The organism is Reyranella sp. (genome assembly GCF_052439685.1).
Lineage (GTDB): Bacteria > Pseudomonadota > Alphaproteobacteria > Reyranellales > Reyranellaceae > Reyranella.
The window spans coordinates 134,550-152,286 of record NZ_JBQVQG010000008.1; the positions used below are offsets into that span (position 1 = coordinate 134,550).

The 17,737-nt window shown below is 66.6% G+C and carries 17 protein-coding genes; 5 read left to right on the forward strand and 12 right to left on the reverse strand.

Features of this window, described 5'->3' with window-relative positions; all coding sequences use genetic code 11:
- Positions 1-9 precede the first annotated feature (9 nt).
- Genes ACT6UX_RS13195 through ACT6UX_RS13210 form a run of 4 tightly spaced genes read right to left on the reverse strand, consistent with a single transcriptional unit; the run spans position 10 to position 4,154 of the window.
- Positions 10-879 (reverse strand): hypothetical protein, encoded by an 870-nt coding sequence (locus ACT6UX_RS13195; protein WP_444775616.1) that lies wholly within the window; start codon positions 877-879, stop codon positions 10-12.
- Positions 866-1,897 (reverse strand): NAD-dependent epimerase/dehydratase family protein, encoded by a 1,032-nt coding sequence (locus tag ACT6UX_RS13200; RefSeq protein ID WP_444775617.1) that lies wholly within the window; start codon positions 1,895-1,897, stop codon positions 866-868. The genes ACT6UX_RS13195 and ACT6UX_RS13200 overlap by 14 nt, the downstream gene beginning before the upstream one ends.
- The gene (locus tag ACT6UX_RS13205; RefSeq protein WP_444775618.1) at positions 1,894-3,339 is read right to left on the reverse strand and encodes a mandelate racemase; all 1,446 of its coding nucleotides are present in this window, start codon (positions 3,337-3,339) and stop codon (positions 1,894-1,896) included. The genes ACT6UX_RS13200 and ACT6UX_RS13205 overlap by 4 nt, the downstream gene beginning before the upstream one ends.
- Entirely contained in the window at positions 3,336-4,154 is an 819-nt protein-coding gene (locus ACT6UX_RS13210; protein ID WP_444775619.1) for a sugar phosphate isomerase/epimerase family protein, read from the reverse strand. The genes ACT6UX_RS13205 and ACT6UX_RS13210 overlap by 4 nt, the downstream gene beginning before the upstream one ends.
- A 108-nt stretch (positions 4,155-4,262) precedes the next feature.
- Here ACT6UX_RS13210 and ACT6UX_RS13215 point away from each other — a divergent pair, with 108 nt between their 5' ends.
- Genes ACT6UX_RS13215 through ACT6UX_RS13235 form a run of 5 tightly spaced genes read left to right on the forward strand, consistent with a single transcriptional unit; the run spans position 4,263 to position 8,910 of the window.
- Positions 4,263-5,030, forward strand: coding sequence for an ABC transporter permease (locus ACT6UX_RS13215; protein WP_428682887.1), 768 nt, complete (start codon positions 4,263-4,265; stop codon positions 5,028-5,030).
- A gap of 28 nt (positions 5,031-5,058) precedes the next feature.
- Positions 5,059-6,045, forward strand: a complete 987-nt coding sequence (locus tag ACT6UX_RS13220) for an ABC transporter substrate-binding protein (protein ID WP_444775620.1) — start codon at positions 5,059-5,061, stop codon at positions 6,043-6,045.
- A gap of 19 nt (positions 6,046-6,064) precedes the next feature.
- Positions 6,065-6,865, forward strand: coding sequence for an ABC transporter ATP-binding protein (locus ACT6UX_RS13225; protein WP_444775621.1), 801 nt, complete (start codon positions 6,065-6,067; stop codon positions 6,863-6,865).
- Between the two features lie 57 nt (positions 6,866-6,922).
- The gene (locus ACT6UX_RS13230) at positions 6,923-8,158 is read left to right on the forward strand and encodes an acyl-CoA dehydrogenase (RefSeq protein ID WP_444775622.1); all 1,236 of its coding nucleotides are present in this window, start codon (positions 6,923-6,925) and stop codon (positions 8,156-8,158) included.
- A gap of 5 nt (positions 8,159-8,163) precedes the next feature.
- Positions 8,164-8,910 carry a sulfite exporter TauE/SafE family protein gene (locus ACT6UX_RS13235; RefSeq protein WP_444775623.1) on the forward strand — a complete coding sequence of 249 codons (747 nt, stop codon included), beginning with the start codon at positions 8,164-8,166 and terminating at the stop codon, positions 8,908-8,910.
- Positions 8,911-9,078: 168 nt separating this feature from the next.
- Here the strand turns inward: ACT6UX_RS13235 and ACT6UX_RS13240 are convergent, their stop codons facing one another.
- From ACT6UX_RS13240 to corA, 8 genes are all read right to left on the reverse strand, one after another.
- Positions 9,079-11,313 (reverse strand): N,N-dimethylformamidase beta subunit family domain-containing protein, encoded by a 2,235-nt coding sequence (locus tag ACT6UX_RS13240; RefSeq protein WP_444775624.1) that lies wholly within the window; start codon positions 11,311-11,313, stop codon positions 9,079-9,081.
- Positions 11,310-11,669 (reverse strand): hypothetical protein, encoded by a 360-nt coding sequence (locus ACT6UX_RS13245; RefSeq protein ID WP_444775625.1) that lies wholly within the window; start codon positions 11,667-11,669, stop codon positions 11,310-11,312. The genes ACT6UX_RS13240 and ACT6UX_RS13245 overlap by 4 nt, the downstream gene beginning before the upstream one ends.
- A 7-nt stretch (positions 11,670-11,676) precedes the next feature.
- Entirely contained in the window at positions 11,677-12,723 is a 1,047-nt protein-coding gene (locus ACT6UX_RS13250; RefSeq protein WP_444775626.1) for an extracellular solute-binding protein, read from the reverse strand.
- A gap of 13 nt (positions 12,724-12,736) precedes the next feature.
- Positions 12,737-13,567, reverse strand: a complete 831-nt coding sequence (locus ACT6UX_RS13255; RefSeq protein ID WP_444775627.1) for an ABC transporter permease — start codon at positions 13,565-13,567, stop codon at positions 12,737-12,739.
- Complete coding sequence (locus ACT6UX_RS13260; RefSeq protein WP_444775628.1) at positions 13,564-14,433, reverse strand: ABC transporter permease; 870 nt, start codon at positions 14,431-14,433, stop codon at positions 13,564-13,566. The genes ACT6UX_RS13255 and ACT6UX_RS13260 overlap by 4 nt, the downstream gene beginning before the upstream one ends.
- Positions 14,430-15,542, reverse strand: coding sequence for an ABC transporter ATP-binding protein (locus ACT6UX_RS13265; protein WP_444775629.1), 1,113 nt, complete (start codon positions 15,540-15,542; stop codon positions 14,430-14,432). The genes ACT6UX_RS13260 and ACT6UX_RS13265 overlap by 4 nt, the downstream gene beginning before the upstream one ends.
- Before the next feature lie 106 nt (positions 15,543-15,648).
- A complete protein-coding gene (locus ACT6UX_RS13270) occupies positions 15,649-16,641 on the reverse strand; it encodes a glutathione S-transferase family protein (RefSeq protein WP_444775630.1) in 993 nt (330 codons plus the stop codon).
- Between the two features lie 7 nt (positions 16,642-16,648).
- Positions 16,649-17,716 (reverse strand): magnesium/cobalt transporter CorA, encoded by a 1,068-nt coding sequence (gene corA / locus ACT6UX_RS13275; protein ID WP_444775631.1) that lies wholly within the window; start codon positions 17,714-17,716, stop codon positions 16,649-16,651.
- Positions 17,717-17,737: the final 21 nt, after the last annotated feature.

A 17,737-nucleotide genomic window follows, 5' to 3' on the forward strand; every position in this document is an offset into this window, starting at 1 on the left:
GCCTGCATCCTATCCCAGTTCCGGGCCCGCGAGGGCAAAGACATGCGAAGGATCGTCCAGTCCCTTTGCCGTGCCCATGGTCATCCGCATGTAGCCGCGCGGCGAGGTCGCGCCTTGCTCCCCGAGCCAGGTGCGGACGGCCTGATGCGCCTCCGGCACGTCGATGATGAATGGCCCCGGCGCGGCGGATGCCGCACGCGAGATCAGCGACAGGGCAACGGCCTCGCGGTCGGCCACGACCGGTCCCAGCGACGTCGCCACCCGGCCCTCGCGGCCCAGCACGAAGCCCACGATCTTGCCGCCCACGTCCTCGGCCAGCCAGGCCCGACCCGACTGGCGCAGGGCCAGATGCATGAGGATCGCGGGCCGCTCCATGCCGGTCAGCGGCCGGTCATAGACGGCGAGTCGCGGCAGGTCGGCCGGTCTAATGGGTCGAATCGAGACGCCGGGCGGCGGTGCGACGGCCGCGCCCTTCACGCCGTCGAAGTGCCAGCGTGCGATCGGGTAGAGGTCGCGAAATCCCAGCGCCAGGTAGATCGGCCGTCCCTGCTCCGTCGCGTCGAGCCCCGCGACGGCATCCGCCGAACGGACCTCGTCGATGCAACGCTTGAGCAGCCCCGTACCGACGCCACCGCGGCGGCGCTCCCTGGTCACCAGGACCATGCTGATCCAGGCAAGCTTCTGGCCGAGCGGCAGCACCAGCGAACTGGCCTGCCACGTCCCGTCCGGCGCCGTGCAGCCGAAGCCTCGTCCTGCGCCCAGCATGAAACGCCAGTCGGCGACGTTCTGGTTCCAGCCCGCCTCGATCGACAGCGGCCACACCGCGTCGCTCTGCTCGGGCTCGATCGGCCGGACGTCCAGCAAATCAGTATTTGCCATCGCGCACCTCGTAGTGCGTGGGCTTGTTCAGCGTGGCCATGTCCCGCACGAGCCAGTCGGTCGTCCACTCGATCATCTTCGACAGCGGCACGCTGGGCGGACCGAACTCCTTCTCCATGCGGCTCGCATCGTTCAGCCACCCGGTCGGCGCTTCCTTGCCGGTGAGGATCGGCGCCCCGCCCAGCAGCTTGCCGAACTCCGCCGCCAGCCCGCGGATCTCGATCGTCTCCAGGCCCGTCACGTTGATCGGCGTTGTGGGTGTGGTCGCGCGCGCGAGACAGCGCAGCGCGACCGAGTTGGCATCGCCCTGCCAGATCACGTTGACGTGGCCCATCGACAGGTCGATCGGCTCGCCGTCCCTCACCTTGCGGCCGACGTCGTGCAGCACGCCGTAACGCATGTCGATCGCGTAGTTCAGGCGAAACAGCCGGCCGGGCGTGCCGTGGCGCGCCGAGAAATACTCGAACATGCGCTCGCGGCCGACACAGGAATTCGCATAATCGCCGGAGGGCGGTACCGGCGGCACCTCCTCCGTCGCCCCGCCGCTGTCGACCGGCACGAACGGATAGACGCAGCCGGTCGAGAAGGCGACGATGCGCGACTCCTTGAAAACCTCCGCGACCATCGCCGGGACCTGCACGTTCATCGCCCAGGTGAGCGGCACGTCGCCCGTCGCGCCGAACTTGCGGCCCGCCATGAAGACGACGTTGGCGGCCTTCGGGAGGCCCTCCAGCGCCGCCCGATCGAGCAGGTCCGTGGAGATCGGCTCGACTCCCGCCTTCTCCAGCGCTTCCCTCACGCCCGGCTCGCTGAATCGGGCCACGCCCATCACGCGCTTGGTCGGCGCAGCGCGCTTGGCCATGCGGGCCAGGGTCGGTCCCATCTTGCCGCCGACGCCCAGGACGAGAATGTCGCCCGGCGTCGCCGCCAGATCGGCCACCAGCTCGGCGGACGGGGCGGTCATGAAGTCCTCGACGGCCTCGATGCTGTCGAAGCGGGCCGGAAGGTTGGTGCTCATTTCTTGCCTCCAGGATGGGCGGGCGTCAGCCGTTCGTGCGGTGCGTCGGGCATCGACCGGAGCGCGGCGAAGTCGAGGTCGATGCCCACGGCAAAACCCGGGCATCCCAGAGATCCCAGCGCCAGCGCGCCGGCCCGCACCTTGAGCCGTGCCGGCTTGCCCGGCTGCCGCTCGTAGAGATCGGGGTGCGCGGCCACGAAGGCATCTTGTTCAGCATCCGAGGCGGACGACATGCCGTCGATGAAGTGATGGGCGTTGCGCTCGACATGGGTGAGGCCCAGCAGCGAGACCAGCGCCAGGTCCTGCTGGACGCTGACGCCCGGCTGGGTCGTCAGATCCTCGGCCGACATGAAATAGCCCGGCCCGAGCTTCGCAACGCGCGCGGCGTTCAGGATCGACTTGTAGAAACCCTTGCAGTTCTTGCTCGAAACACCGGCGTAACCGAGCTTGAGCGCCTCGGGGAAGGTCGACAGCTCGCCGTCGGATTCGTCGATGATGACCGGACGGTACTTCGCAAGCGCCGTCACCGGCCGGCTGAGCGCCGCCTGTCGCTTGATCGGCTGCTCGATGAACAGCGTCGCCTTGACCATTCTCGCGAGTGCCGGCGTCTCCTCGACCTTCCGCCACAGCTCGACGATACCGTCGACATCGTCGTATTGCTCGTTGCCGTCGAAAGTGACCTTGTAGTCGCCCGCGCCGGCATCGAGCACCGAGGCAATGCGCGTGAGCCGGTCGAGGTCGGCCTCGATGTCGCCGCCGACCTTCAGCTTGTAGTAACGGCCACGATAGTGCGAGACGACCTCTTCCAGCGTCTCCGGCAATCCGTCGTTCACCCTCTCCGACTCCGGCCGCTCGGCTTTCGTCAGCGGATCGACCAGCCCCACCGTGTGGCGCAGATCGATCGAGGGGCGTGGCTTCAGGCCCTTCAGGAAACCCGCGAGATGACCGGCGTCGATATCGGGCGTCAGATCGGTCGCGGCGATGCCCGGCACATTGGCCGTGATCATCTGCGCAAAGGACTGGCCGGTCGCCTTCCCGAGCGCGTCGATGATCGCGCGGTCGAGCAGCGCCGGTCCATACGAGGCGACCAGGGGATTGAGCCCCAGCTCGGCGCCGCGCGCGATCTGCTGGCGATAGCTGCCGGCATAGAGGCCGAAGGGCGTGTCGAAGCCCCGCGCGCCGTAGTGGTCGATGGCGAGCTGCAGGGCCTGGCGGAGTTGGTCGAGATTTTGGGCGTCGGAGAAGTCCGGACTCTTCTCGAACCACTTGGCGCCCAGGGCCTCGGCGGCGACGCCCTCGCTGGTGCGGCCATCCTCCAGCGCGATTCGCACGCGGATGATCGCCTGGATGCCCTGCGTCACGGTAATGACGCCGAAGCGGAACGGCAGGCGCAGGCGGTGGTCGCGCTCGAAGCGGTCGACCGCCTCAACCTTCACTTTCATGCAGTTTGCTCCAGCAGACCTTGAACATAGCCGATCATGCGCGCCGCGCAGGTCGGACCGTCGGGTTCGTAGACGAAGGGTTCCATGGCGACCCAGCCATCATAACCGGTGTCGCGCAGCGCCTCGACCACGGGCGCGAACCTGTCGGCGCCCTCGCCCGGCCCTCGCTTGTTGCGGTCGTTGAACTGGATATGGGCCATCAGTCCGGTCGGCATCCACCGACGAATGACATCGGCGACCGGCTCCTTCTCCTCCAGGCTGGAGGCCAGCGTGTCGACCATCAGCCTGAAGGCCGGGCTGCCGATACGCCGTACGACCCCTTCGGCCTCCGCCAGCGTGTTGATGAAACTGCAATCCGGTCGGGCCAGCGGCTCCAGGCAATAGACCACGCCGGCTTTCTCCGCAGCGGCGGCGGCTGAGGCCCAGGCTTCCTCGACGCGCTTGGCGTCATCCGGGTGGGCCACGCGGCGCTGGCCGGGCGAGCCATGAACGAGATAGGCACCGCCCAGCTCGGCGCACAGTTCCACGGATGACAACAGCACATCGACGCTGCGCTGCCACACCGCCCGATCTTCCGTCGCGATCGACAGCCCCGCCGGCGCCGCCAGGAGCCAATGGAGGCCGCTGACCTCGACGCCCGCATCGGCACAGGCCCGCCGGACAGCACCGCGCTTCGCGGCTGGCATGCGCCATGCATCGTCGCCCAGGGTGAAGGGGGCAACTTCCAACCCCTTGTAGCCGAGCGCCGCTGCCAGAGCGCATTGGCGCTCGAACGACAACTCGCGGATGACTTCATTGCACAGGGAAAGCTTCACGGACGAACCTCGCCTTGACGGGCAAATGCGCGTTCGCCAGTCTCATCGCATGGGGGCACATGATATCAGCGGGACGAAAGCGATGAACAGTTTCATCGCACCGCGCGCATGACGAAATTCGGCACCCTGGCCAATCGTTACTGGCCGACGCTCGTCCTCTTCGCCTTCCTGCTGGCAAGCTGGCAGGCTGCCGTCACCTTCGGCAACATCCGCGAATATCTCCTCCCCGCCCCGCTCTCGGTCTGGAACGCGCTCTGGCACGGCGACACGGCCTGGTGGCCCCACCTCTGGACCACGACCTTCGAGATCATCGGCGCCTTCCTGATGGCCGCGGTGGTCGGCGTCGCGCTGGGGGTGGCGATCGCCTGGTCACCGGTGCTCGCCAACGCGCTGGTGCCGTTCCTGGTGTTCGTGAACACCCTGCCCAAGGTGGCGATCGCGCCCCTGTTCCTGATCTGGATGGGTTACGGCATCTTCCCCAACATGCTGATGGGCGCGCTCATCGGCTTCTTCCCGGTGGTGATCAACACCGCCGTCGGCCTGTCGCAAGTCGAGCCGGACATGCTCGACCTCGGCCGCGTCTTCAACGCGCCGAAATGGAAGATCTTCGTCAAGATCCGCATTCCCAACGCCCTGCCCTATATCCTGAGCGCGCTGAAGATCACGGCGACCGCCGCCGTGGTCGGCGCGATCGTCGGCGAGTTCGTCGCCTCCCAGCGCGGTCTGGGCTACGTCATCGTCACCACGCAGAGCAGCATGAACACCTCCGTGGCGTTTGCCGCCCTGGTCTGGATTTCCGTCGTGGGCCTCGTGCTCTACGGCGCCGTCGTATTGCTGGCGCATCTCTGGGCCCCCTGGGCCGAGGGCGTCGACTGAGTTCGGGGATGGGAAAAGGGAAACCGCAATGACTCGCACACTGTCGCTTGCGCTGGCCGCGCTGCTGGCCACATCCGGCGCCGCATCGGCGCAGGAGAAGTTCACCTTCGCACTCAACTGGTTCGCGGTCGGCGACCACGCCGCCTACTGGGTCGCCCTCGACAAGGGCTACTACAAGGCCAAGGGCCTCGACGTGACCCTGGAGAACTCCAAGGGCTCCGGTGATTCGATCGCCAAGGTCGACACCGGTCGCGCCGATGCCGGCCTCGCCGACGCCGCCGTCGTGATCGCCTCGGTGGGCCGGGGCACGACGGTGAAGACGGTCGGCATGGTGTTCGACAAGACGCCGCTCAACATCTTCAGCCTCAAGGAAAAGCCGCTTGCCAAGCCCAAGGACCTGGAAGGTAAGACGCTGGCCGCCCCTCCGGGCGATTCGCAGCGCCAGATGTTCCCGGCTTTCGCCAAGGCCAACGGCATCGATCCGACCAAGGTCTCCTGGGTGAACATCGAGCCCGCCGCCAAGATCGCGGCGCTGGCCGAGAAGCGCGTCGACGGCGTCGGCGACTACAGCACCGGCCTGCCGCTCTACGAGAAGGCCGCCGGCAAGGGCAGCATCGTCATGATGCCGTGGGCGGATTTCGGCTTCGACATGTACTCGATGTCGATCATCGCCAGCGCCAAGACGATGAAGGACAAGCCGAAGGCCCTGAAGGACTTCCTGGAGGCCTCCTACATGGGTTGGCGCGACGTCATGGCGGATCCGAAGGCTGCCATGGAAATCCTGAAGAAGCGTGTGCCCGAGGTCGACGTCGAGGTTATGACGCCCAACATGCTGATCGGCCTCGGCCTGATGAAGACCGACCGCTACGCCAAGAACGGTATCGGCTGGATCGACGAGAAGAAGATGTGCGATTCGGTCGATCTGGTGAACACCTACATGGGCCTGCCGAAGAAGGTCGCCTGCAAGGACGTCTACTCGACCGAGTTCTTCACCAAGGTCGCGATGCCGAATTGATCCAGGGCAGTCGCGTCGCGTGGCAAAGGGACTGATCGACCTCGACCGGGTCGGCATGACGTATCAGGCGGCGAGCGGCCCGGTCGAGGCCCTCGCCGGCATTTCCGCGTCGATCGGGGCTGGCGAGTTCGTCTCGCTGGTCGGCCCGAGCGGTTGCGGAAAATCGACCCTGCTGCGCATCGTGGCCGGGCTGCGTCCCGCCACGAGCGGCGCCATCATGGTCGCCGGCCGCGCTGTGACGCAGCCGATCACTGACATCGGCATGGTGTTCCAGGCGCCGATCCTGCTGAAGTGGCGCTCCATCCTCGACAACGTGCTGCTGCCGGCCGAGCTTGCGGGCAAGGATCCGCGCGCGCTGCGGTCGCGCGCCGAGCAGCTCCTCGACATGGCCGGGCTCAGCGGCTTCGGCGCCAAGCTGCCGCGCGAACTTTCGGGCGGCATGCAGCAGCGCGCCGCCCTCTGCCGCGCCCTGCTCCTCGACCCGCCGCTCCTCCTCATGGACGAGCCGTTCGGCGCACTCGACGCCATGACGCGGGACGACATGGCGCTCGAACTGCTGCGGATCTGGGGCGAGACGGACGTCGCCCGCGAGGCCCGCAAGACCGTGCTGTTCGTCACCCATTCGATCCCCGAAGCGGTTTTCCTGTCCGATCGCGTGATCGTCATGTCGGCCCGTCCCGGGCGCATCGCGGCGGACTTCCGCATCGACCTGCCGCGCCCCCGCACCGTGGAACTGCGGGCGTCCGAGGCCTTCGGCAAGCTCAACCTCGAGATTTTCCGCGCCCTGACGGGCAAGACCATGCTCGGCGCGGCCCTTTAGGGCGTTGGCGCGGCCTGCCCTCCCTGATAAGACGCGGGCGAAATAGCAGGAGCAGACATGGCCAACGCCGCCACCCCGATCAAGAGCGCCGCCAAGGGCATCAGCGCAGACGCCAGGGCCTTCGACTGGGAGGACCCGTTCTTCCTCGACGACCAGCTGACCGAGGACGAGATCGCCATCCGCGACGTCGCGCGCGACTACTGCCAGGACAAGCTGATGCCGCGCGTCCTGATGGCCAACCGCAACGAGAAGTTCGATCGCGAGATCATGACCGAGTTCGGCGCGCTCGGTCTCCTCGGCTCGACGCTTCCGGAGAAGTATGGCTGCGCCGGCGCCAACTACACGACCTACGGGCTGGTCGCGCGTGAAGTCGAGCGCGTCGATTCCGGCTACCGTTCGGCGATGAGCGTGCAGTCCTCGCTGGTCATGCATCCGATCTACGCCTACGGCAGCGAAGAGCAGCGCATGAAGTACCTGCCCAAGCTCGCCACCGGCGAGTGGGTCGGCTGCTTCGGCCTCACCGAGCCCGATCACGGTTCCGATCCCGGCGGCATGAAGACCCGCGCCACGACCGTTCCCGGCGGCTTCAGCCTGTCGGGCTCGAAGATGTGGATCACCAACTCGCCGATCGCCGACGTGCTGGTGATCTGGGCCAAGCTCGACGGCGGCGCGATCCGCGGCTTCATCCTCGAGCGCGGCTGGAAGGGCATCGAGACTCCGAAGATCGAAGGCAAGTTCAGCCTGCGCGCCTCGGTGACCGGCGCCATCATGCTCGAAGAGGTCTTCGTGCCGGTCGAGAACCTGATGCCCAACGTCGCCGGCCTCGGCGGCCCGTTCGGCTGCCTGAATAACGCCCGCTACGGCATCGCCTGGGGCGCCATGGGCGCCGCCGAGTTCTGCTGGAAGCAGGCGCGCAACTACACGATGGAGCGCAAGCAGTTCGGCCGGCCGCTGGCCGCCACCCAGCTCATCCAGAAGAAGCTCGCCGACATGCAGACCGAGATCGCGCTCGGCCTCCAGGCCTGCCTGCGGGTCGGTCGCCTCAAGGACAAGGGCCATGCCCAGCCGGAGATGATCTCGCTGATCAAGCGCAACAATTGCGGCAAGGCGCTCGACATCGCCCGCGTCGCCCGCGACATGCACGGCGGCAACGGCGTCTCGGACGAGTATCACGTGATCCGTCACGCGATGAACCTCGAGGCCGTGAACACCTATGAAGGCACGCACGACGTCCATGCGCTGATCCTCGGCCGTGCCATCACCGGCATGCAGGCGTTCAGCTCGGGAGCCTAGTCACCGTGGCCCTGCCACCCCCCGGCGACATCGCGATCGTCGTCGCCGGGGCGCTGGCGGCCGGCTTCGTCAATGGATTGAGCGGCACCGGCTACGCGCTGGTGGCGCTGGGCTTCTGGCTGCAGGCGATGTCGCCGCTCACGGCCGCGCCGCTGACCGCCCTGTGCGGCGTCGCCGGCCACGTCCAGTCCCTTCCCCGCATCTGGAGCGGCGTGCGTTGGTCGCGCCTGTGGCCTATGCTGTCGGCCGGCATCGTCGGCGTGCCGTTGGGCACGCTCATGCTCAACCATCTCGAACCTCGCCCCCTCAAGGCCGGCGTCGGCATCCTGCTGATCGTCTACAGCACCTGGATGGCCCTCGTCCGGCGGCCGCCGATCGTCACCGGCGGCGGCCGGGCCGCCGACGCCGCGGTGGGCCTGATCGGCGGCGTGATGGGCGGCATGGCGAGCCTCAGCGGCCCGGCGCCGGCGATCTGGGCGCAGCTGCGCGGCTTCGGCAAGGACGAACAGCGCGGCGTCAACCAGCCGTTCAACATGAGCGTGCTGTTCCTGGCCCTGGTGTCGGCGGGGATCGCGGGCTTCCTCGACCGGACGTTCCTGATCTGGGCGGCGATCACCGTGCCGACGACCCTGGTCGGCGCGCGCATCGGCCTCGCCCTCTACGGCCGCATCAACGATGTCCAATTCCGGCACATCCTGCTCGGCCTGCTCTGCCTGTCCGGTCTGACGCTCGTGGCGACAAGCCTGCTCTAACGAGCTGTTGGAATAAGTCCTTCAGAAGAACCCGAGAGCAATATTATTGCGCGCCGGCAGAGAATTCAGGGGTGCGACATTGGATTCGTTCGTTTCGTTTATTGCGTTTATTTCGTTTACTTGCCGTGAGCCCGACGTGTTGCGTGCGTTCGCCGGGCTCCTCTCCGGTCAAAGCGGTGTCGGGTCGAGGAACCGCTTCAGGACGTTTCCGGTGAGCTGGCTCACATTGTTCTCGTAGCCCGCGTGCGACAGGGCACAGACCCAGGCGATCGACCCGGTCGAGAAGACCGCGCCGCCGTTGGCGGTCGGGAAATAAACCAGATCGGCCCTCACCTGCGCATTCTGGTCTCCCATCACGCCACGATGAAGCGTGCGTATCTCCTCCGGTGCGGGAGTGCCGCCATAGCCCAGCCGATCGGCCGTCGCGAGCCATACCGTGCCGGGGGGCGACCCCAGCGAGGGGTCCACGCGATCGATCTCTACCCCCGCGGCGCCATTGCCGCGCAGGCCGAAATCCCCGAGCGGCGCGGCAAGATCGATGCCTTCGGTCAGCCACGACAAAGCCGGATCCTTCGCGCCGTCGAGCCAGCGGTACGGCGAGGAATGGGTGAAGACCTGTCCATCGAAGCCGACACCGACCAGTCGCTGGGGTGGACGGCCATTGCTACGCCAGGTCGAGGACGGTTCGCCGGTGAAGGCCAGCGCGGTCTCGCCCGCCTCGCCTTCCCAGGTGCGCAGGCCAGTCATGCCGCGTCGCATCTCGATCGTGTGCGGCACCGTCGGATGATAGGCGATACGCCAGTAGAAGCCGTTGCCCCCGAGATACATGTGACGCCCGCCGCCGCGCTGATAAGCGTCGAACGCGTCCCAGACCTCGCGGCTGATATATTCCGGGTGCGACCCCGTGACGACGCAGGTGTACGGCGCCAGCACCTGGACACCGTGGCGGTGGATGTCGTCGTCGGTGATGACGTCGTAATCCTGCCCCGTCTCCTCGAGCCAGTCGATGAAGTGCGTGTCGTTGCCGTAGTTGAACACATTGCCGCGCGGTCGCATGTTGAGAATGGGTCGGCGCGCGCTGCTGATGCTCCACCCGCTGCCATCGGCATGCGTATCGTAGGTCGAGAGGCCGACCTCGCGATGCTCCTGGATGTAGACATCGTCCCGTGACAGCGTCAGCACGCCCTCGAGCATCGCCTCGGCATGGACCTGATCCAACCGTAGCGCGCTGTTGGCATAAGCGAGAAAGGTGCCGGTGCTGGCCACGAAGGCGAGCCTGGAACGCGGCTTGCCCAGTTCGGCGCGCACGAAGAACGCGACGAAACTCTCGACCGGCTCGTCACCCGCGTCTGCACGCAGTCGAAGCGCATAGAAACCGCTGCGCCACTCCGCCGGGACGGTGAAGCGCACGGTGGGCTCCCACTCCGCGTCGGCCATGTCGTCGCTGTGGAAGTGGATGGCGCCATACTGCTCCGGACAGTCGGTCCAGCGGTCCGTACTGCCGTCCCAGTTGGCGCCGGTCATGCCCCGCGTCGGCATCTGGCGCAGCCTGCCATGGAGGTGATGGGCCGAAAGGTCGGTAACACTTTCGCCCGCCATCCCGCGCGAGAAATCCCACGCAGCGATCAGTCGCGCATCGGCCATCGGAAAGTTCACGCTCTCGCAAAGCCGGTGCAGCCCGTCGATCGCCTGCACGCTGGCATGGAGCCGAGGCCGGTCTATCTTGCCGTCATAGAATCCGTCGAACAGCTCGCCGCCAGCGTCACCGGCGTGGGCCGCAATCACCAGCGGCACGGCGGCAGGCCATTCCAGAGCTGTCGGCCCGTCCGCCTCCACGCGTTGGGAGCGGTCGCGGCCGCCCTGCGAGTCGACGCTGCGGACCATGACCGCGAGGCGGCCGGCTTCAGCGTCCCAACTCGCGCCCGCCAACACCCACTCGCGCGACAACAGGGCCGCGCCAGTCGCAACCCGCCAAGTCCGGCCACCGGCTGCCACGGCGAACTCCAGATGGCCATCCGCGTCGAGGCCGAGCCGCCAGCCCTCCTGCACATCTGCCCGCCAGCGCGACAGGATGGTCTGCGCGCGGTCTCCCGGCATCGTCGGCCAGACGAAGGCGCCGATGGTGAACGACTGGAAGGACGTGAGCGCCGGCGTGTCGGCCACGATGGCGCACGAGCCCGGCCGAATGGGCTGATGGACGAGAGACACCGTGCGCTCGAACGGTGCGGCCATCTCCTGCACGCGGATTCCGGGGCCCGCGGGATCCGGATCGCCACAGCGCACGCGCACCAGGACGGCATCGGCTTTCGACACCGAAGGGCTGGAGAGATGAAAAGCTACTTCTTCGCCGGGCGAGACCACCATCGGCCACGCGTATCCCAGAACGGACGTTGTATCGGTCATGCCAGTTTTTCACTCAGATGCGGCGGCAGGGTGCGGCCGGTGACGGCTTCCCAGCGCAGTTTGAAGACCTCCCATTCCGCCTCGGCGATGGAGGTGAAGACGTGATTGCGCATGAGCTCGATCGGCCTGCCCCGCTGGCGCGGCAGGCGACCCAGCATCCATTCCTTGCCGGGCTGCGTGACGATCAGCACATAGCGGCCGGGCTGGTCGGGATCGCCCGCCCAGCGCAGGCGATGCAGGAGCTTCTGCAGCTCATCGCCGTGCGGTCCGCGCGGTTGCCGCCGGAATTCCTCGACCAGGTCGAGCCGGTCGGGGTCGATCGGCCAGTGTGCAGCCTCGGGATAGGTGACGAGCACGGGCGACCTACTTGGTGAGCCAGCTGATCCAGCGCTCGCGCAGCTTGGCGCGATCGGCGGCAATCCACGCATAGTCGGCGATGATCAGCTTGTCGTAGTTCTCGGGGTAGCTCGGCCGAAAGCGCCGCTCCTCGGCCGGCACCTTGGCGGCCGCTTCCTTGTTGTTCGAATCGAAGCTCACCTCGTTGCTGAACGGTAGGTGCTCCGACGGGTCCTGGACGAAGAAATCGAGGAACTTGATGGCGTTCGCGGTATTCGGTCCGCCCTTCAGCACCGCCCAGTTTCCGGTGTCGCGGATGGCGCCGTTCCAGGTGAAATCGAACTCGCCGCTCTTGGCGAGGGGAACGGCACGGCTCGAATAGAGCATGCTCATGACGGCGTCGCCGCCGCGCAGGATCTGCATGGAATTGTCGCCGCTCTTCCACCAGGCCGCGACGTGCTTTTTGATCGTGTCGAGCTTGCGGTAGGCGCGATCCAAGTCCATCGGGAACAGCTTGTCGCGCGGCACGCCGTCGGCCATCAGGGCGGCCAGCGGCACCCACCAATCGCGGTCGCCGGTGTCGGGCAGCGAGCGCGGACCGGGAAACTTGGCCACGTCGAAGAAATCGGCCCACGATTGCGGCCCGCCCGCCGGGAAGGCTTTCTTGCTCCAGGTCAACGCCATGCCGCCCACCGTCCGGATGATTCCGGTCGGCATGCAGCTCCCGGGCAGGGCATTGGCGACGATGCCGGGCATGGCGGCGCAATCGAGCGGCTGCAGCAGGCTCGCGTGCTGGATCAGGTCGGGCGGTGTCGCGGTCACCACGTCGAACGGCACGTTGCCGCTGCGCGCGCCTGCGATCGCCCGCGCCCACTGGTCGGGAAGCTCGATGGCGATGGCGCGAACCTTGATGCCGGTCTGGCTTTCGAAGCGCTTGTAGAAGTGGGCCTGCAGGCTGTTCGTCATCAGGCCACCGGTGGTGGCGATGATCACCTCGCCGCCGGCGGCACGGGCCGTCGAGATGAAGGGAAAGGTTGCGGTGGCTCCGAGGATCGTGCGGCGCGTCAATTTCATGCTGCTCTCCTGTTCAGTTCCCGGAAGTCGGCCTGCGCGCGACGGGCGAGGCCTGCCGGCCGCGGCCAGCGAAATGACCGACGACCAGAGCCAGTACGGTAAGCCCGGTCAGGACCGTGGCCACGGCGGCCAGGGTCGGCGAGACATTGTAGTCGATGTCCTCGAACATCTTGCGCGGTAGCGAGCGATGATCGAGGTCCGAAATGAAGAACGAGATCACCGGCTCGTCGAAAGAGATGATGAAGGCGAAAAGCGCTGCCGAGACGATGCCTGGCGATATCTGAGGCAGCGTGACCCAGGTGAAGGCCTGCAGCGGACTGGCACCGCACGACAGCGCAGCACGCTCGAGGTCGGCGTCGTAGCGATGCAGCGACGCCAGGATCGTGAACACGACAAACGGCATCGCGAGCGCGGTATGGGCCGCAACGAAGCCAAGCGTCGTGCCCGTGAGCTTCAGCCCGTCGAACACCAGGTAGGTGGCGATGGCGATCGCTATGTTGGGCACGATCACCGGGCCCACCACCAGCAACTCGAACACAGGCTTGCCGGGAAGCCGGCCGCGCACCAGGGCCAGCGACACAAGCGCGCCAACGACCGTGGCGACGATCGACGTCAGCACCGCGATGCGCAGGCTGAAGAAGGTGGCGTCAAGCCAGTCCCGGTCGGAGAAGTAGGCCGCGTACCATTCGAGCGTGAAACCCGAGGGCGGGAACTTGAGGTAGCGATCGGGGCCGAACGACATCGGCACGATCAACGCCGTCGGCACGAGCAGGAAGATGGCGACGCCGTAGGCAATGGCGTTTGCCGCCAGCCGTCCTGCCGTCAGTTCGGACCGCCGTCTCACGCCTGCCCCACGAACCGGTCGAGCCGGATGACGCGATGGAAAACAATCATCAGCCCGAGCACGGCGAGCAGCAGAACACCGATGATGGCGCCGGCAAAGGGCCAGTTCAGCAGTTCGGTGACCTGCTGCTGAACGAGCGTGGCCAGCATCATCTGCTGCGGGCCGCCGATCAGCGCGGGCGTTACGAAGAAGCCCAGCGCCAGCAGGAACACCATCACGCACCCGGACGTGATGCCGGGCATCGACAGCGGCAGGGTGACGTGGCGGAACACGGCGAAGCCGTTGGCGCCCAGCATCCGGGCGGCCCGCGCATAATCGTCCGGTATGGCGCGCAGGGTGGCATAGAGCGGCAGCACCACGAACGGCAGCAGCACATGGCTCATCGCCAGCACGACGGCGCCCTCGGTGCGCAGGAGCTGCATGGGCGCGTCCACGAGGCCGAGGCCGGTCAGCAGGTCGTTGACGACGCCGTTGCGCTGCAGCAACACGAGCCAAGCATAGGTGCGCACCAGCACCGAGGTCCAGAGCGGCAGCAGAACAGCGACCAGCAGCAGGTTGAGCACCAGCCCGCGCGTGCGCGCCATCATGGCCGCCAAGGGATAGCCGAGCAGCAGGCTGATCAGCGTCACCAGCGCCGATATCCTGATCGTGCGGTACATCACCCGGAGATAGACGGGCTCGTCGAACACCCGGCGATAATGTTCGACCGTGAAGGACGGCACGAACAGGCTCTCGCGCAACAGCATGCCCAGTGGCAGCAGGAACGCGAGCATCAGGACCAGCAGGAACGGCGTCGCAAGCAACAGGCTTGCGGCGGGACTGTAGGTCCGGCCCCCCAGCATGAAGCGTGACGGCCGGGCCGTCATGCGGCGTAGGCGCGGGCGTGGCGCGTCTGCCAGCCCAAGGCGAAGGGAGTGCCCGGCTGCGGCTCGCCGAGCGAACCGTCGAGCCCGACCCGCACGCGCAGCGTCGGGCCCTTGCTGCGCAGCAGAAGCGTCGTGACGCTGCCGGCATAGATGGCCTCTTCGACCGTGGCCTGCAGACCGGCACCGTCACCGGCGAGGCGGATGTTCTCGGGGCGGATCGCCACCTTGACCTTCTGCCCGGCCCGCAGGGCATCCGCGGCCGTGACGCTCGCTCGCTCCCCTCCCTCGAGGGTGACGCCGACCTCGGCTCCGGCCGGGGCGTCGCCCGAAGCGACCGCCGGCCAGAAATTTGTCTCGCCGATGAACCCTGCGACGAAGGCGGAGGTGGGCTGTTCGTACAGTGCCTTGGGCGTATCGAGTTGCTGCAGTTTGCCGAGATCGAGCACGGCGATGCGGTCGGCCATGGTGAGGGCCTCGGTCTGGTCGTGGGTGACGAATATCACCGTCACGCCCAGTTCGCGCTGCAGATGCTTGATCTCGATCTGCATTTCCTCCCGCAGATTCTTGTCGAGCGCGGAGAGCGGCTCGTCCATCAGCAGCACTTCGGGATTGTACACCACGGCCCTCGCCATCGCGACGCGCTGCTGCTGGCCGCCCGACAGCTGGGCGGGCTTGCGCTCGCCATACCCATCGAGGCGCACCGTCCTCAGCGCCGCGCGCGCCCGCTCCTCGCGCTCGGCCCGACCGATCTTCCTCATGCGGAGCGGAAAGGCGATGTTGTCCAGCACCGTCATGTGCGGGAACAGGGTGTAGCGCTGGAACACCATCCCCAGGTTGCGCTTGTGGGACGGCGTCCAGGTTACGTCCTGCCCGCCGATCTCGATGCGCCCGGAGTCCGGAAAGTCGAAGCCAGCAATGTTCATGAGGATTGTCGTCTTGCCGGACCCCGAGGGTCCCAGCAGAGCGAGGAATTCTCCGGCACGGACACCGAACGTCACCCCGTCCACGGCGGCGACATCGCCGTAGCGCTTTACCAGCTCGTGAACGCCGACATGCTCGCCATTTCCGGTGCCTGTACGCAACTCTGCCCCGCCTTCTGTCGCACGCATCCTAATGAGCGGCCGACGTCGCGCACAACCTCATATTTACAGGGCAGAGTAAGCGCGACTGCTTGAGCGCTTGAGATCCCGCCAGGCCTGCGGCCCAGGTTGTCGGCTAACCGGCGAGAACTTTCAGGCACCCGGTCTCTGCCAACAGCGGCTCGAGGCCCGCCGCGCCCGTCGCTGTCACATACTTGCGCCGGATCTCGGCCAGCGAGCGTGCATGGTACTTCTGCGGCTCCTGCGTCCACTCCGCGCCGCAGAGGCTCAGGGTGAAGTTCTTCTCGCCGCCTGCGATCGCGCCCGCATTGGCTGCCGACCAGGGCAGGAACAGCGCGCCGACCTCCTCGCGCAGAAGCGGCATCAGCGTCGGCACGAGGGCCGACAGCGACTCGAACTCCCCTTCCGCCCGGGGTGACAGCATGCGCTGTATCCAAGCCATCACGTTCGGCGCAGATGCCCGCATGATCGCGCCCGGCGTCGGATCGGTCGCCGCTTCATAGAACTGTGCCCACAGGCCGAAATCGGCCATCGCCGGCCGGCCGCCCAGCAGGTAGGGCCGCGACGCGAGATGTGCCTCGATCAGAGCCAGTGACGCCGCGAACGACGCTTCGATCACAGGCTGCGTCCGTTCGTTCGAGCCCACGAATCCCAGCCGGCCCATCATGCGCTCGGCCACGGCCGCGCGGGCCTGCGCCACGGCAAGCGTGCCCTGCGCACCCATCATCTGCTGGGCAATTCGCTCCGCCGTCGACCAGACGTCGGGCTGGTAGCGCCAGCGGTAGTGGAACATCCATTTATTGCCCCACTCGTCGCCATACTCCTCGAGAAGCGCCGAGACGAAGGCGAGCGCGGGATCTGCGGGCGTTGCGGACGGTTCGGGATGCGATGCCTCGAAGCGTTCGAGGATCGGCGTCGAATCCTGGATGCCCTCTCCTTCCGGCGTCACCACCAGCGGCACGAGCGGCAGCTTGGCGTATTTCTGGAACTCGGCCTGGACCGACGGTGACCTTGGGATCCATTCGTGATCGAGGTTCTTGTAACGGAAGAAGGACCGCACCTTCACCGAGTAGGGCGACAGTTCGGAACCGTAGATCCGGTAGGTCATGGCAGTCTCAAATCCAGCGTTTGCGCTTCAGCCACAGGAAGATGGACGTCACGATGACCACGACCATCACCCAGAATAAATCATAGCCGTATTTCCACCCGAGCTCCGGCATGTTGCCGGTGTCGCGGTCGAAATTCATGCCGTAGATGCCGGCGAGGAAGCTGAGCGGCATGAAGAACACGGTGATCACCGCCATGGTCTTCATGACCTCGGACATCCGGTTGGACGAGTCCATGAGGTAGACTTCCATCAGGCTGTTCGCCATTTCGCGGTAGCTCTCGACCAGGTCGAGCACCGCCACGGCATGGTCGAAGCAATCGCGCAGATAGGTCCGAGTCTCGGGCATGATGAAGGGCACATCCGGCCGCATCACCGCCAGCACCGTCTCGCGCTCCGCCCACTGGATGCGGTGGAAAGCCACGAGCGCCCGCCGGGCCTGATGGATATGCGCCAGCGTGTCCTTGGTCGGATGATCGAGCGCCTCCTCTTCCAGTTCCTCGAGATGCGTCGACAGGGCCTCGATCAACGGGAACTTGCGGTCGACCACGAGATCGATCAGCGCATAGACGAGGTAGTCGATGCCGAACATGCGAAGCCGCGAACCCGCGGTTTGGATGCGGTCACGGACCGGCTTGAAGATATCGGCCTTCACGTCGTGGAAGGAGATGACGTAGTTGTCGCCGAAGAAGATGCTGACCTGACGGCCCTTCAGCATGCAGTCTTCGTAGGCCGGGTCGTTCAGGACGATGAAGCCCTGCCCCTCGTAAAGGTCGAGCTTGCTGCGCTGGTTCGAATGGAACACGTCCTCCAGCGCCAGCGGATGCAGGTTGAACGCCATGCCGAGATTGCGCAGCATTTCCGAGCTGGGCCGCCCACCGACGTCGATCCACGTGTGCCCGGGCGTGCCGAGATGAAAGCGGCACTGGTCCACTTCCACCTCGTGCAGCACTTCGAGCTCGTCCGCCGTGTACTCGACCAAGGTAAAGTCGAGCGCTTCGTCTGGAATCGGCGCGCGCCCGGACAGCGTGCCGGGAGCCGTGCCTGGCTTGGTATGGCGGCGGAAAAAGCCCTCCATGCGCTCACTCGTCCCTTAAGT